The 14574-nt window shown below is 33.9% G+C and carries 10 protein-coding genes and 2 tRNA genes; 9 read left to right on the forward strand and 3 right to left on the reverse strand.

Translation table 11 applies throughout. The features are described from left to right. The first annotated feature begins 70 nt into the window (after window positions 1-70). Both ANASTE_RS01110 and ANASTE_RS01115 read left to right on the forward strand, forming a co-directional pair. Window positions 71-730 (forward strand): helix-turn-helix domain-containing protein, encoded by a 660-nt coding sequence (locus ANASTE_RS01110; protein WP_007049022.1) that lies wholly within the window; start codon window positions 71-73, stop codon window positions 728-730. Window positions 731-837: 107 nt separating this feature from the next. Continuing rightward, window positions 838-1497 carry a phosphatase PAP2 family protein gene (locus tag ANASTE_RS01115; protein WP_007049023.1) on the forward strand — a complete coding sequence of 220 codons (660 nt, stop codon included), beginning with the start codon at window positions 838-840 and terminating at the stop codon, window positions 1495-1497. Window positions 1498-1667: 170 nt separating this feature from the next. On the opposite strand, the gene ANASTE_RS01120 is transcribed toward ANASTE_RS01115, so the two are convergent. Then, entirely contained in the window at window positions 1668-2201 is a 534-nt protein-coding gene (locus tag ANASTE_RS01120) for a cysteine hydrolase family protein (protein ID WP_198004092.1), read from the reverse strand. Between the two features lie 112 nt (window positions 2202-2313). Here ANASTE_RS01120 and ANASTE_RS01125 point away from each other — a divergent pair, with 112 nt between their 5' ends. From ANASTE_RS01125 to ANASTE_RS01140, 4 genes are all read left to right on the forward strand, one after another. Then, window positions 2314-3450 carry a GGDEF domain-containing protein gene (locus ANASTE_RS01125; RefSeq protein ID WP_007049025.1) on the forward strand — a complete coding sequence of 379 codons (1137 nt, stop codon included), beginning with the start codon at window positions 2314-2316 and terminating at the stop codon, window positions 3448-3450. Between the two features lie 506 nt (window positions 3451-3956). Then, window positions 3957-5279 carry a replication-associated recombination protein A gene (locus tag ANASTE_RS01130; protein WP_039944572.1) on the forward strand — a complete coding sequence of 441 codons (1323 nt, stop codon included), beginning with the start codon at window positions 3957-3959 and terminating at the stop codon, window positions 5277-5279. A gap of 643 nt (window positions 5280-5922) precedes the next feature. Next, window positions 5923-9435 carry a pyruvate:ferredoxin (flavodoxin) oxidoreductase gene (nifJ, locus tag ANASTE_RS01135; RefSeq protein WP_007049027.1) on the forward strand — a complete coding sequence of 1171 codons (3513 nt, stop codon included), beginning with the start codon at window positions 5923-5925 and terminating at the stop codon, window positions 9433-9435. A gap of 379 nt (window positions 9436-9814) precedes the next feature. Beyond that, window positions 9815-11152 carry an MATE family efflux transporter gene (locus ANASTE_RS01140; protein WP_007049028.1) on the forward strand — a complete coding sequence of 446 codons (1338 nt, stop codon included), beginning with the start codon at window positions 9815-9817 and terminating at the stop codon, window positions 11150-11152. A 37-nt stretch (window positions 11153-11189) separates the two neighbouring features. Here ANASTE_RS01140 and ANASTE_RS01145 read toward each other — a convergent pair whose 3' ends face one another. Beyond that, window positions 11190-12098 carry a Ppx/GppA phosphatase family protein gene (locus ANASTE_RS01145; RefSeq protein WP_039944574.1) on the reverse strand — a complete coding sequence of 303 codons (909 nt, stop codon included), beginning with the start codon at window positions 12096-12098 and terminating at the stop codon, window positions 11190-11192. A 128-nt stretch (window positions 12099-12226) separates the two neighbouring features. Further along, a complete protein-coding gene (locus ANASTE_RS01150; RefSeq protein ID WP_007049030.1) occupies window positions 12227-12760 on the reverse strand; it encodes an inorganic diphosphatase in 534 nt (177 codons plus the stop codon). 510 nt (window positions 12761-13270) lie between these two features. On the opposite strand from ANASTE_RS01150, the gene ANASTE_RS01155 reads away from it, so the two are divergent. The 3 genes from ANASTE_RS01155 to ANASTE_RS01165 all read left to right on the forward strand — a co-directional run bounded on the left by ANASTE_RS01155 (window position 13271) and on the right by ANASTE_RS01165 (window position 14453). Then, window positions 13271-14041, forward strand: a complete 771-nt coding sequence (locus tag ANASTE_RS01155; protein ID WP_007049031.1) for a TMEM164 family acyltransferase — start codon at window positions 13271-13273, stop codon at window positions 14039-14041. 234 nt (window positions 14042-14275) lie between these two features. Then, a tRNA-Pro gene (locus tag ANASTE_RS01160) sits at window positions 14276-14351 on the forward strand. Window positions 14352-14376: 25 nt separating this feature from the next. Further along, a tRNA-Ile gene (locus ANASTE_RS01165) sits at window positions 14377-14453 on the forward strand. Window positions 14454-14574 lie beyond the last annotated feature (121 nt).

The raw sequence follows: 14574 nt of genomic DNA on the forward strand, positions 1-14574 counted from the left end.
ATTTACTTCTTTGATTTTAATAATTATATAATAAAGAACAAGGTAATTGACCTTGTTTTTTTATCATTTTATGACTACAATTGATATTCTACGCAGAATAATAAAAAAATCACATTTGGAGATAGAAGTGGAATTTAATGAAAAACTGGTGTTAATAAGAAAAGAAAAAGGCTTGACGCAGGAAGAACTTGCTTCTTTATTATTCGTTTCAAGGACGGCTGTATCAAAATGGGAGTCGGGCAGGGGATATCCGAGTATCGATTCTTTGAAAGAAATATCAAGGGTATTTGGTGTTACCATAGATGAACTCCTTTGTGGAGATGAAATTATACTTCTTGTCGAGGAAGATAATAAGAAAAAAGGTGAAACATTTAAAAATATATTATTTGGGTTATTTGATGTTTTTACAATTACTCTGTTCTTCCTTCCTTTATTTGGGTTGAAGTCGGGGAGTAAAGTATTATCTGTATCCCTGTTTTCTTTGAAGGGGATTGAAAATTATGTTTTTATTCCCTATGTCTTGATTTTGACTTTATGCTCGGTTTATGGGATAATGGAGCTCGTGCTTCAAAATTATGACAACGATAATTGGAAAAGGTACAATACTTATATTTCGGTTATATTAAGTATTGTTGCCGTTATGATATTTATCGTGTCTAATCAGCCTTATATGGCATTTTTATTTTTCATTATATTTATTTTAAAGGTATTTTGTTTATTTAAACAGTGATGACACCATTAGTGTCATATATGTGAAAGTCCGGCTCTTACTTATTTATCATCTCCATGATATGGTTTTAGCGGATGTAATTAAACTTGATTTATGGAGGTAAGAAAATGAAAAGAGTTAAAAAAAGTTTTATATGTTCCGGTGTATTATTTATACTGTTTGCGGTTTTTACTTTTATGGTAATAAAAGTAGATGTCAAAGCGGCAGGACCGAACCGATCCATGATAGGTCTGTCTGCTATCAATAAGTTTGTTTTTGACAGTTTTGGGGGTAGCGGTATATGGTATAAAATCACTGAGGTTTTAGGGGCTATCGCTTTACTGACCGCATTTGGGTTTGGTATTTTGGGTTTGATTCAGCTAATCAAAAGAAAGAGTTTATTTAAAGTAGACAAGGATATTTTGCTTCTCGGAGGGTTTTATCTAATTATAATCGCATTTTATGTCTTATTTGAAAACCTAACTATAAATTACCGTCCTATATTAGTAGACGGGAACCTCGAAGCTTCTTTTCCGTCCACTCATACAATGCTTGCGGTATTCATCATGTCCACTGCGATCTATCAATTTCACACGAGGATAAAAAATAAGAACCTTAGATATACTGCCGAAGCGCTATCATCGATAGTTCTTGTACTGACCGTTGTCGGTCGTCTTCTTTCCGGTGTTCACTGGTTTACCGATATAGTATCCGGAGTACTTATATCTTTTGCATTTGTGATGTTATACTATGCTTTTGTAAAATGGTTAAGGGCTGTCCGCCCTTAAAAACCCGACCAATATTTATGCGCATAAATATTGGATAAAGTGCGCCGCTGGGCGCGGTGCCTTTTGCCGAAGGCTTAGCACCACGCAGTGGAAGAATTTTTCTCGAAGTTTTTTTCTTCGGAAAAAACTTCGCAGGGTTCCTAAGGGACAGCGTCCCTTATAGGAAAACCTTATATTATAGTGGTTTTATAAATAGCGTTCATTTGATTTAAGAATGTTTCCCCGTTATCCGTAAAGGTGGCACATAGTTTTTTATCTACCTTTGTCTTAAATCCTTCCTTATATGCTCCGTAAACTGTATTGAATACGCATATATCCGTACACACTCCGCCGATAAGTACTTCGTCAACATTGTTTTTATTGAGTATATTTGCTAAGTCGGTCTTATAAAAAGCGTCATATTCGCTTTTGTCAAGCCATATCACATTTTCCTTATCCTTATTTTCTTCGTACCATTCGCCTAATTCACCATAAAGCTCTTGCCCCCAAGTTCCCTTGACATTGTGTTTATCCCAAAGTTCAAAGTGTTTGTCGTTCTCTTCGTGAGCGTCCATGGCAAATACTATCATCTTATTATCCTTATCGTATTTTTTTATTGTTTCGAGCATATCACCTACTATGTTCTGTGCTGGTTTTCCCGCGGTAAGCCCGCCTTTATCGTCTACAAAATCGTTGCTCATATCTACTATTATCAAAGCGTCCATATTTAACTCCTTTTGTTTTTTCATATTATAACATAGTTTTTTATTTATGTTCGATAGTTATTGTTTCATTATTATGATAAAATAAAATTAATAAAAGAGGGAGGACGGAAAAATGTTAGCAACTCATATACAAATAGATATATGTTTTATGATAATGATTTTCATAATATATCTCAACGTAAGGAAAAGCAATAATTACAGCTTTGATAACAAGATACTTTCTTTTCTTATGATACTGGTCATATTTGTTCTCTTTTTTGATGCCCTTGGGTGGTTCTTTGATAAAAGAGTTTGGGATTACTCAGAGATTGTACTTTACTTCGTAGATATAATATATTTTTCTCTGTCTTGTATCATAGCCTTTTTCTGGATGATATTTGTATACATTAAATTGTACGGAAATATGGATATGGGTAAGTTGAAGTGGGCGTTTTTGGCTGTGCCTTTGACTCTTTTTCTTATCCTAAATATCACGACTCCTTTTAGAAAGCTAATTTTTTATGTTGAAGATTATACTTATGTAAGGGGGAGTATGTTTGCACTTCAAACTATAATAAACTTCGGATATTTGATTGCTTCCAGCATTATAGCAATGATTCAAAGGAAAAAAGAGATATATCAGTCAAAGAAGGATGAGTGTCTTTATCTTGCACTCTTTCCAATACTTCCGATAATAGGAGGAGTCCTTCAAATATTTGAATATGATTTAAATGTGCTTTGGCCCGCCGCTTCTCTTTCTCTTTTACTTATATACATAAATATGAGCAATGAACAAATATCGCTGGATGCTTTGACGGGACTTAATAACAGAGGAAGATTTGTTAAATATATAAATTCTGCCGCAAGAAATTTAAAATGCGGCAAAAGATTATATCTCTTTATGATGGATATAGATGATTTTAAGAATATAAATGATACTTACGGACACAACACAGGAGACGAAGCTCTTATCAAGACTTCGGAAATATTGAAGAAATTTTTTTCTTTAAAGCATTCTTTTATATCCAGATACGGAGGTGACGAGTTTGCCGTGGTCATAAGCTTAAATGATGATACTCAGGCGGATAGGGTCATAAAGGAAATGGATAAATTTGTAGAGTCTTATAACGAAAACATAACGAGCGGATATAATCTCAGTTTAAGTATCAGATATTCTTATACGCAAGGTAAAGATTTTGACCTTGAAAAACTTATTGCAGAAGCAGATGAGAATATGTATAAAGAAAAAAGGATCCATAAGAGGATTTAAAAATCGAATATTATTATTGATAAATTTAAAATGTGAGTTTATGATATTTATTTGCAGAGGATTTATATGAAAAGGTAAATAAAATAATATTTGCAATTCTATTTTTCGTAATTATCTGTCGAGTTAATGTAATAATTAAAAGGTCAATCTCTTGATATCATGAGCAACAAAGTTGTTTCGTTCATTTTGACAGAAACATAATTCAATTTAAATTTTAACTTTGGTTAAAGATTTCATGTCGCAGAAATTAAAAGTCAGCATGATTTTAATGTTATGATATATAGTTGATGACATTTACAGCCATTTGGAAATAGTTTTTATATATTCATGGATTTTGACTTTTTCGCTCATGTTATCGTATTTGTTATTACATCCTAATTTTGTATAACAGACTTAACAAGATTTTAATTTTTTTAAGAAATCTTTTACTAGAAAATAATATAATCGTTTTAAAGGGCAGAGTCCCCGAAGTGTTTGATTATAAAGAAAATATATTGGAGAAAAAAATGCAGGGAAATTTATTTGATGATGTTAGAGAGGAACAATTAAAGACAAAGGCTCCTTTGGCGGTTAGGATGAGGCCCGAAAACTTGGACGAGTTCTTCGGTCAGGAACATATCGTGGGAGAGGGGAAACTTCTAAACAGGATGATAGAAGCGGACAGGATAAGTTCCATAATCCTTTTCGGTCCGGCCGGGTGCGGAAAGACCACTTTAGCCAGGATAATAGCAAATAAAACGAGCTCTTATTTTTACAGTTTAAATGCGGTTACCTGCGGAGTCAAGGATGTTAGGGAAATAATCGAAAATGCTAAGGCTAATCTGGGAATGGAGAGAAAGAAAAGCATACTGTTCATAGATGAGATCCATAGGTTCAATAAATCACAGCAGGACGCACTTCTCCCAAGTGTTGAAGACGGGACTATCATATTGATAGGTGCGACTACGGAAAATCCTTTCTTTGAAATAAATTCTCCTTTGATTTCCCGCTCTACTTTGTTCAAGCTTAAAAAGATAGAAAAAGAAGATGTCAGGAAGATAATCGAAAACACCTTAAAAAACAAAGAAAGAGGTCTTGGAAATTACGATATACAAATAGACGAAGAAGCAATAGACTACCTCTCTTTGATGTCAAGCGGGGACGCAAGAGTTTCTTTGAATGCACTTGAACTCGCTTATCTTACCACGCCTAAAGATGAAAACGGAGTGATAAAACTCAATAAAGATATAATAGCGGAATGTATGCAGAAGAAAAAAGTCACCTACGACAAAGGGGATAACGAACACTATGACACCATAAGTGCCTTCATAAAAAGCATGAGGGGTTCGGACCCCGACGCCGCCGTATACTATCTTGCAAAGATGTTATATGCAGGGGAAGATCCGAAATTCATAGCGAGAAGGATGATAATATTTGCTTCCGAAGATATTGGGAATGCAAATATAAAGGCTTTGGATTTGGCGGTAAGCACTTTTAAAGCGGTGGAAGTCATAGGTATGCCGGAAGTTAGGATAAACCTTGCGCATTGCGTTACCTACCTTGCTTCCTCGCCTAAGAGTAACGCTTCTTATATGGCGATAAATAAGGCAATGAGTGACATAGAAAACGAGCCTAACTATGAAGTTCCTCTTCATATAAGAAACGCAAATTATAAAGGAGAGAAAGACTTCGGCATAGGGGTTGGATATAAATATCCTCACGACTTTGAAAATGATTATGTAAAACAGGATTATCTGCCCGATGAAATAAAAGGCAGGGTTTATTACGAGCCTAAGGAAAACGGGGCAGAGGGGAATTTGAAGAGGTATCTTGAGAATTTGAGGAAGTAGGGATATTTGCTGTTTTTATTAAATTTATATAATTTTAATAAGAAAGTAAACGAAATTATTACTATAAATATATTTTTAATAACGTTTATGAAAAATATAATAATAAATCATCTTTATTAATATTTTTACTGCAAATGAATTTTGTTTTGATCATAAAATTTAACATGATTTTAAAAGCGATTAAATAATTTAAATCAAAGCTATTTTGTATAAAATAATCTCATATAAAAGATAATTAAAATCATTAAATAAAATTTAGGTAATTGAATTTATCATATAATATCCGAGATACTTTTAGTATTACAGTTTTATGGATTTTCAGCGTATCAAAGAATGATATTAATCATGATTTGAATTCTTTTTGGGTTACTTTTTTTTCAATAATATAAATAAATAATAAAGCTTACTTTATGGTTACATATGTAATAATACATATAACAAAAAGTGAGCTTTTTCTTATACTGAAAACGCTGTCAAACCCTCTTGTTTAAAGGTTTTGTTTTAATTTGGTAAAAATCCTCTTTTTTTGAAATTTTTTTAAGTTTATCCTTTATTTTTTAAGTATTTTTTATTATAATGGGAAAGATGTAAATATATAATAATATAATTTAAGATAAATATTTTTAGGAGGATATATTATATTATGGCTAAAAAAATGAAAACTATGGATGGGAATACGGCTGCTGCTTATTGCTCTTATGCCTTTACTGAAGTTGCCGGAATTTACCCAATCACACCGTCTTCTCCAATGGCTGAATGCATTGACGAATGGTCAGCTTCAGGCAAGAAGAATATATTCGGTGAAACTGTAGATGTTATTGAACTTCAATCGGAAGCAGGTGCTGCGGGTGCGGTGCACGGTTCATTATCATCAGGTGCTCTAACAAGTACATATACAGCATCACAAGGTCTACTTCTTATGATACCTAATATGTACAAAATCGCAGGGGAATTACTTCCGGGAGTATTCCACGTATCTGCAAGATGTTTGGCATCACACGCTTTAAATATTTTCGGCGACCATACTGACGTTATGGCTGCAAGACAAACCGGTTTTGCTATGCTTGCTTCTAACTCTGTTCAGGAAGTTATGGACCTTGCAAGTGTTGCTCACTTAAGTGCTATCAAAGGAAGAATTCCTTTCATTCACTTCTTTGACGGTTTCAGAACAAGTCACGAAATCCAAAAAATCGAAGAAATGCCTTATGAAAAACTAGCTGAAATGGTTGATTATGATGCAGTTCAAGAATTTAAAAATAACGCATTAAACCCTGAACATCCTACAACAAAGGGTACTTGTCAGGGACCTGAAATCTTCTTCCAAGCAAGAGAAGCTTCAAATAAATTCTACGAAGCTATTCCTGCTATCGTAGCTGATTACATGAAAGAAGTATCTAAAATCACAGGCAGAGATTACAAACTTTTCAACTACTATGGTGCGGAAGATGCGGAAGACATCATCGTAGCAATGGGTTCTGTATGTGATACAATCGAAGAAACAATCGATTATTTAAACAAAAACGGAGAAAAAGTCGGTCTATTAAAAGTTCATCTTTACAGACCATGGGCTCCTGAATACATGTTTGAAGTTCTTCCAAAGACAGTTAAGAGAGTTGCTGTACTTGACAGAACAAAAGAACCCGGTGCACCGGGACAGCCTTTATACTTAGACATCAAAGATTCTTTCTACGGAAAAGAAAACGCTCCTTTGATCGTCGGCGGTATTTACGGTCTTGGTAGTAAAGATACTACACCTTCACATATCAAAGCTGTTTATGATAATTTAAAAGAAGCAAATCCTAAAAATGATTTCACGATCGGTATCGTTGATGACGTTACAAATAAATCACTTGAAGTAAAAGAAGATATCGTTACAGCTCCTGAAGGAACTATTTCTTGTAAATTCTGGGGTCTTGGTTCAGACGGTACTGTAGGTGCTAACAAATCTGCAATCAAAATCATCGGTGATAACACTGATATGTATGCTCAAGGTTACTTTGCATATGACTCTAAGAAATCAGGCGGTGTTACCGTATCTCACTTAAGATTCGGTGAAGAACCAATCAAATCAACTTACTTAATCGCCGATGCTGACTTCGTATCTTGTTCAACACAAGCTTATGCTGAAAGCTATGACATGGTAAGCGATGTTAAACCGGGCGGAATATTCCTTCTTAACACAGTTTGGAATATGGATCAGCTTGAAAGACATCTTCCAAAAGAAGCTAAACAATATATTGCTAACAACAATATCAGATTCTATACAATAAATGCTACAAAAGTAGCTGAAGAAATCGGTCTTGGCAGAAGAACAAACATGATCATGCAGGCTGCATTCTTCAAACTTTCGGAAGTTATCCCTTATGATGAAGCAGAAAAACTTCTTAAAGAATCTGTAAGAAAAACTTACGGTAAAAAAGGTGATAAGATCGTTAATATGAACATCGCTGCTATCGAAAACGGCGTTAGCGAACTTGTTAAGATCGAAGTTCCTGAAAGCTGGAAAACAGCTGACAACGAACCAAAAGCAAAAGCTGAAAGAACTGATTTCGTAGAAAACGTATGTGATATCATGAACGCTCAAAAAGGTGATACACTTCCTGTATCTGCATTTGACGGTTATGAAGACGGTACTTTCCCTAACGGAACAGCTAAATACGAAAAGAGAGGTGCTGCCGTAAACGTACCTGTATGGGACGCAAACAAATGTATCCAATGTAACCAATGTTCATACGTTTGTCCTCACGCAACAATCAGACCTTTCTTATTAGATGACGAAGAAAAGAAAAATGCTCCGGAAGGTTTTGAAACATTAGAAGCAAAAGGACCGGGAGTTGAAGGATATAACTTCAGAATCCAAGTTTCTTCTTATGACTGTTTAGGATGCGGACAATGTGTTGAAATTTGTCCTACAAATGCAATCAGTATGACACCTATCGATGATGTTCTTGAAGAAGAAGGAGCACATTGGGATTACGCAATGAGCCTTTCTAAGAAAGATGTAAATGTAAATAAATTTACTGTAAAAGGAAGTCAGTTCCAAACACCATTACTAGAATTCTCAGGTGCATGTGCGGGCTGTGTTGAAACTCCTGTTGCTAAACTTGTTACACAATTATACGGGGACAGAATGTATATCGCAAATGCTACAGGTTGTTCTTCAATCTGGGGTGCATCTGCTCCTACAACACCTTATACCGTTAACGAAAAAGGACAAGGTCCTGCATGGGCTAACTCATTATTCGAAGATAACGCTGAATTCGGTTACGGTATGTACCTAGGTGTTAAGAAAATGAGAGATACTATCGCTCATAAACTTGAAAACTTAGTAGCTGACGACAGTGTAAAAGCTGATGTTAAAGATGCTGCAAAAGCTTGGTTAGACGTTAAAGATAAAGGCGAAGAAAGTAAAGAAGCAAGTGCTAAGTTAGTTGAAGCTCTTGAAGCATGCGGATGTGACAATGCTGACGCTAAATACGTATTAGCTAACAAAGACCAACTGGTTAAGAAATCATTCTGGATGTTCGGCGGTGACGGCTGGTCATACGATATCGGTTACGGCGGACTTGACCATGTACTGGCTTCTAACGAAGACGTTAACGTTCTTGTATTCGATACAGAAGTTTACTCCAATACAGGCGGTCAATCTTCAAAAGCTACTCCTGCAGCTGCAATCGCTGAATTCGCTGCTTCAGGTAAGAAGACTAAGAAGAAAGACTTAGGTATGATGGCTAAGACTTACGGTTATGTATACGTAGCACAAGTTGCTATCGGAGCTGACAGAAACCAATTAATCAAAGCTATCAAAGAAGCCGAAGCTTACAACGGACCTTCGCTTATCATAGCTTACTCTCCATGTATCAACCATGGTATAAACATGACTAAAGCAGGGGAAGAAGCTAAGAAAGCTGTTGAAGTTGGTTACTGGCACTTATACAGATATAATCCGGAACTATTGGCAGAAGGTAAAAACCCATTCATCTTAGACAGCAAAGAACCTAAATTTGACGGTTTCCTTGATTTCATCAAAGGTGAAAGAAGATACGCTTCTCTTGCTAAAGCTTTCCCTGATAAAGCAGACGCTTTATTCGAAAAGAACAAAGAAGACGCTATGGAAAGATATGCTGGATACAAAAAATTAGCTGAACAAGAATAATATATTCTCTAAATAAAAAAGACACCCTATTGGGTGTCTTTTTTATTTAAAATATTAAAATGATTATTTATATTTATTATTTTTGTTTATCCATGGAGCGTAAAAATGAACCTAGTATGCAGTATAAAATGATATTCTTTATTTTATTGTATAAAAAAGTATCTTGTTTTCCTTAAATAAATAAAATTATTACATGCTTTTTTTGAATGAAGCGTTTCGATATAAAATATTAATGTTTATAATATAATTATTTAATATGATGATACTTGAATAAAAATTCTCTTTAAAATGATATTGTACTTTTTAAGATATAGTGTTACTATATTTATTATAAAACAAAGGCTTTTTAGAGTCTTTTTGTTTTTTATTGGAGTTTTTTATGAAAGATATGACAAAAGGTAATATATTTAAAATACTTATAATGTTTTCTCTGCCTCTTATTCTAAGCGGTATCCTTCAGCAACTTTACACCATAGTGGATTCCGTAATCGTTGGTAATGTGGTAGGGGAAAATTCTCTTGCGGCAATAGGGGCAACCAACGGTATCACATTCCTTATACCAAACCTTTTGATGGGATTTACTACCGGGGTGTCTATTTTGGTATCCAATTATTACGGAGGAGATAAAAAAGAGTTTATACCTAAAATCACAGCTTCCTTTGTGATAACCCTTACTATTATATTCACTTTGGTAAGCGGAGTTTGTGCCGTTTTTACCGAGGGAATAGCATGTCTTTTGAATACACCGTCCAATATAATGGATCTTACGGTTTCATATCTTAGGATATTATTCTTGGGTGTACCGTTTTTGACTGTTTACAATATATACTCCGCACTGTTTAGAGGGATAGGAGACAGCAGAAATCCGTTTATAGCCATAGTCATTGCGGCTTTTACCAATGTAGTTCTTGATTTGATATTCGTTATAAACTTTCATATGGGAGTTTCCGGGGCTGCTATAGCTACAATAACTGCACAGTGTTTTTCTGCGGTTTATCTTGTAATTGTGGCAGTTATCAAGTATAAACTACTACATTTTAAGCTTAGTTTTAAATCAGTGAATTCAAATATGTTAAGAGCGGGTTTTTCTCTCGGACTTCCCGTAGCTCTTCAGTCAAGCATAGTTTCATTCGGTTCTCTGCTTCTTCAAAATATAATGAACGGTTTCGGTTCCAACGTAGTTGCGGATATAACCACTGCGTATAAGGTAGACAGCCTGTCTCTGCTTCCGGTGATAAATGTGTCAAGCGCACTGTCAACCTTTACCGCTCAAAACGTCGGTGCTAAGAACAGAGAGAGGGTAGAAAAGGGATTTAAAGTAGGTGCAATTATAATCCTTCCCGTATCGATACTTACCGCTTTGATAGTCGTTTTGGGAGGAAGCAGTTTCCTTTATATGTTCGGAGTTTCCGATGAAGTATGCTATATCGGAAAGACTTTCCTTTACACATGCAGTATATTTTATATATTCTTTGCTCTTCATAATCTCTTCGTCGGTTTTCTGCAGGGGACGGGGAGTGTAGTTATCACTGCAATGAGTAATGTTATTAGCCTTTTTGTAAGACTGGTTCTTTCCTATATTTTTGCGTCTGTATTCGGTTTTAGGATAATAGCTTACAGCGAAATCATTTCTTGGATAGTCGGTGCTCTTATTGTATTTGTATACTATAAGAAAAAGACATGGCTGAAAAGGGTGGAAATAAGTGGTGTAAAATAAAAGGACGCTGTAAATATCGGAATCCTTTTTTATTCTTTTATACTTCTTCTATTTTTCTGAGCAGATAACCTTCGCTCAATCCGTAGTCGCTGACTATAATGTTTTCTGCGTATGTTTTATTTATGATAGTGTCCAGTATCAATATCCCGGGGATTATGGTATGAACTCTGTCGGGGCATGATTTGATTATCAGTTCCTTTGCTTTATTATAATCATTTGATAATAGTTCTTTCAATTCCTTGAATTTATTTACTTCTATTATTATGTTATCCTTATTCAAATCAAAATGATCATTTATAAGCTTCAACAGTGAATAAGCCGTTCCGCCGATTATACATATGTTTTTGAAATCTTTATATTTTTCAAAATCTAAGGAACTCTTATTATTTATCTCCTCTGATATTTTCTCGGATATCTTTTTTCTTTCTTCTTTTGTCGGTAAAAAGTCTCTTACGAACTTCTTATATAGATTTAACGAGCCGATAGGGAAGCTTATGTTCTCCTTGTTTTTACTGTTTATGAACGAAACTACTTCACTGCTCCCGCCTCCTATGTCTATCATAAGTCCGTCTGTAATATCTATATCTTCCATTATACCTTTAAATCCCAGCATTGCCTCTTCCTCGGCACTCAAAACATCTATTTTGCATTCAGTCAGTCTAAATATTTCATCAATGACTTCCGTTGTGTTTTTGATATTTCTTATGGAGGCGGTTGCATAGATATAATACTTGTCTACCGAAAAGTTCTTTATTAGTTCGATGTATTCATTGAGCACTTCTGCGGCTTTTATGATACCCTCATTCGTCATTATATTATCTTCTATATGATATGCAAGCCCCGCTGTTATCCTATTTGAGAAGAGTATATTTATTTTATCGTTTTCTGTTTTGTATACTCTTAGCTTTATGGAGTTTGAACCTATATCTATCACTGCGTATTTCATTTTATCTTCCTTTCCTTTCAATTAAGTACAATTAGGATTAACGTGTATAATATTATTATTTTATGTAGTATTATACTAAATTTATATAAAAAAGAAAACCCAAAAGGGTTCTCTTCGATACATATTTATTATTTAGTGAAATGTTTATCGTAATGAGCGATTGCTCTTTCTATTACTTCTTTTGCGTCATCTACTCCAAGTACCTTTTCGACTGTGGTTTCTTTATGCTCCAAAGTTTTGTATACACTGAAGAAATGCTGTATTTCTTCAAATATATGGTAAGGTAAATCATTTATGGTTTCGCAATTATTATATGTGGGGTCATTGAAAGGAATAGCTATTATCTTTTCATCGTTTTCTCCGTCGTCTATCATATTAAGCACCCCGATAGGGTAACATCTGATAAGGCTGGTCGGCTGTATCTTTTCACTGCAAAGAACTATTACATCGAGGGGGTCTCCGTCTTCTCCGTATGTCCTCGGTATAAATCCGTAGTTGCCCGGATAATGAGTAGAAGTATATAAAATCCTGTCTACGATGATATATCCTGTTTCTTTGTCAAGTTCGTATTTTACATTGCTTCCTTTCGGGATTTCTATAAAAGCTATAAAATCATCAGCTTTAATTCTAGACTTATCTATATTATGCCAAATGGTGTTCATATAAGTCCTCCTTTATAAATGAATATCTTTATTTAAGTTTACACTAATATATGGAAAATGCAATACAAAAATTTATTATTTTGTATCATAAATATGTTCCGAAATCATGATAACCTCCTAAATAAATAAAAATATCTTATATCCTGCAAAAAGAATTGTATTAAATTTACTTCTGTAAAATAATAAGTGTTCAGATTAACTAGTAGGTTTAACTAATCCCCCTCGAAAAATTTCTTGCTGTCTTTTTTATATATTAATCTTTTAATAAATAGTTATGAGCCTTATTATACTTAGAAGATTTATATATTTAATCTTAAAATTAAGATAGGTACTCTAAATATTATTCGTTATTTATTGCAACAAAAGAACAAATTTCCCCAATTAATATTTATATTATTATTTAAATACACATAATATATGGAAAAGGTAATTCAAAAATTTATTATTTAATGTTATAATATAAAATATGACATATAAATTATAGATTTTTTATCATCATAGGAGGAATATATGGACTTTTTAAGCATTCAAAATACATCTTCGGCTTTTTCGAGATTCGGACTTTATCATTTGATACCACTTGGAATTTGTATTTTAATATGCGGTATATTATTTTTACGAAGAAGACAAATAAGAAGAAGCGGGAATGGTAAATGGTATTTTTTGTTTTTAGGTTTCTTTGCATTTCTTTTTGAAGTTATATATATAGTTTGGAATTATGCAATCATCGGGGAAGCGAATATAATATATGCCGTTCCTTTTGATTTTACCTTTGCGGCAATGATACTTTCAGTACTTCTGTATGCAACAAGAAAACAAATATTCTTTGATTTACTTTACTTTATTTCTTTCTTTTCCGCAATTAACTTTATATTCGCGGACTTTGGGGGGTATGGTATAAATCATTTCAGATATTACCAGTTTTTTATTTGCAATATATTCGTTATATTTTCCGCAATGTATTTTACCCATATAGAATACAAGAATATAAAAAGTATAAGGTCGGTAATCAACTACAGTGTGTTTATAGTTCTTTTAATTGCTTTTAACGCTCTTATAAGCTTTATAAGCGGATTTGATTATTTAAATACAATGTTTTGTTATATACCGTCTTTGGTCACATCAGCGGCGGGAGGAGCCCTTGGAACCATTATACTTATAGTTTTAAGTATAGTTCTTGCTCTTATAGCATATCTTCCTTGGATGATCTATAATAAAACGACTGAGGAAAAATACTCTCTTCATAAAGATGAAGAAGTAGAAGAAAAAGCAGAAATTTAATTTAATTATCGTATTTCAATTGATTTTTATATAGATGTGTGAAATCACACCAAACTTATAAAAATAATGTTTAAAAGGGGAGACAAAGTAAATAAAACTGTCAAATCCATCAATTTCGAATGAGAATTTTTTTGATTTTAAACAGTTAAAAAATTATAAAAAATACATGAAAAAAATTACATTATTCTCTTGACAATTTTACATTTATCATGTATTATATTACCTGTGTCAAGTCGAGGTGTAGCGCAGTTGGTAGCGTACGTGGTTTGGGACCATGGGGCCGGGGGTTCGAGTCCCTTCACCTCGACCATTATTTTTTTCAAGACACATTTTTGGGGCCTTTAGCTCAGTTGGTTAGAGCATCCGGCTCATAACCGGACGGTCCGGGGTTCGAGTCCCTGAAGGCCCACCATTATATGAAATCAACGTCTTTCTGCAGAAAGACGTTTTTTATGCTTTTGTATAAAAATAAGCGTAGTGAATGATTTCATATGAGCGGAAAATAACGAAGTTAATTTTTGCGAATAGTCGTT

The sequence above is a fragment of the Anaerofustis stercorihominis DSM 17244 genome, assembly GCF_000154825.1.
Taxonomy (GTDB): Bacteria; Bacillota; Clostridia; order Eubacteriales; family Anaerofustaceae; genus Anaerofustis; species Anaerofustis stercorihominis.

Bases quoted from the DNA above. Each gene is read 5' to 3' on its own strand.
- ANASTE_RS01120 (WP_198004092.1), bottom strand. From the start codon at position 2,201: ATGGACGCTTTGATAATAGTAGATATGAGCAACGATTTTGTAGACGAT.
- ANASTE_RS01110 (WP_007049022.1), top strand. From the start codon at position 71: ATGACTACAATTGATATTCTACGCAGAATAATAAAAAAATCACATTTG.
- ANASTE_RS01145 (WP_039944574.1), bottom strand. From the start codon at position 12,098: ATGAAATACGCAGTGATAGATATAGGTTCAAACTCCATAAAGCTAAGA.
- ANASTE_RS01130 (WP_039944572.1), top strand. From the start codon at position 3,957: ATGCAGGGAAATTTATTTGATGATGTTAGAGAGGAACAATTAAAGACA.
- nifJ (WP_007049027.1), top strand. From the start codon at position 5,923: ATGGCTAAAAAAATGAAAACTATGGATGGGAATACGGCTGCTGCTTAT.
- ANASTE_RS01125 (WP_007049025.1), top strand. From the start codon at position 2,314: ATGTTAGCAACTCATATACAAATAGATATATGTTTTATGATAATGATT.
- ANASTE_RS01140 (WP_007049028.1), top strand. From the start codon at position 9,815: ATGAAAGATATGACAAAAGGTAATATATTTAAAATACTTATAATGTTT.
- ANASTE_RS01150 (WP_007049030.1), bottom strand. From the start codon at position 12,760: ATGAACACCATTTGGCATAATATAGATAAGTCTAGAATTAAAGCTGAT.
- ANASTE_RS01155 (WP_007049031.1), top strand. From the start codon at position 13,271: ATGGACTTTTTAAGCATTCAAAATACATCTTCGGCTTTTTCGAGATTC.
- ANASTE_RS01115 (WP_007049023.1), top strand. From the start codon at position 838: ATGAAAAGAGTTAAAAAAAGTTTTATATGTTCCGGTGTATTATTTATA.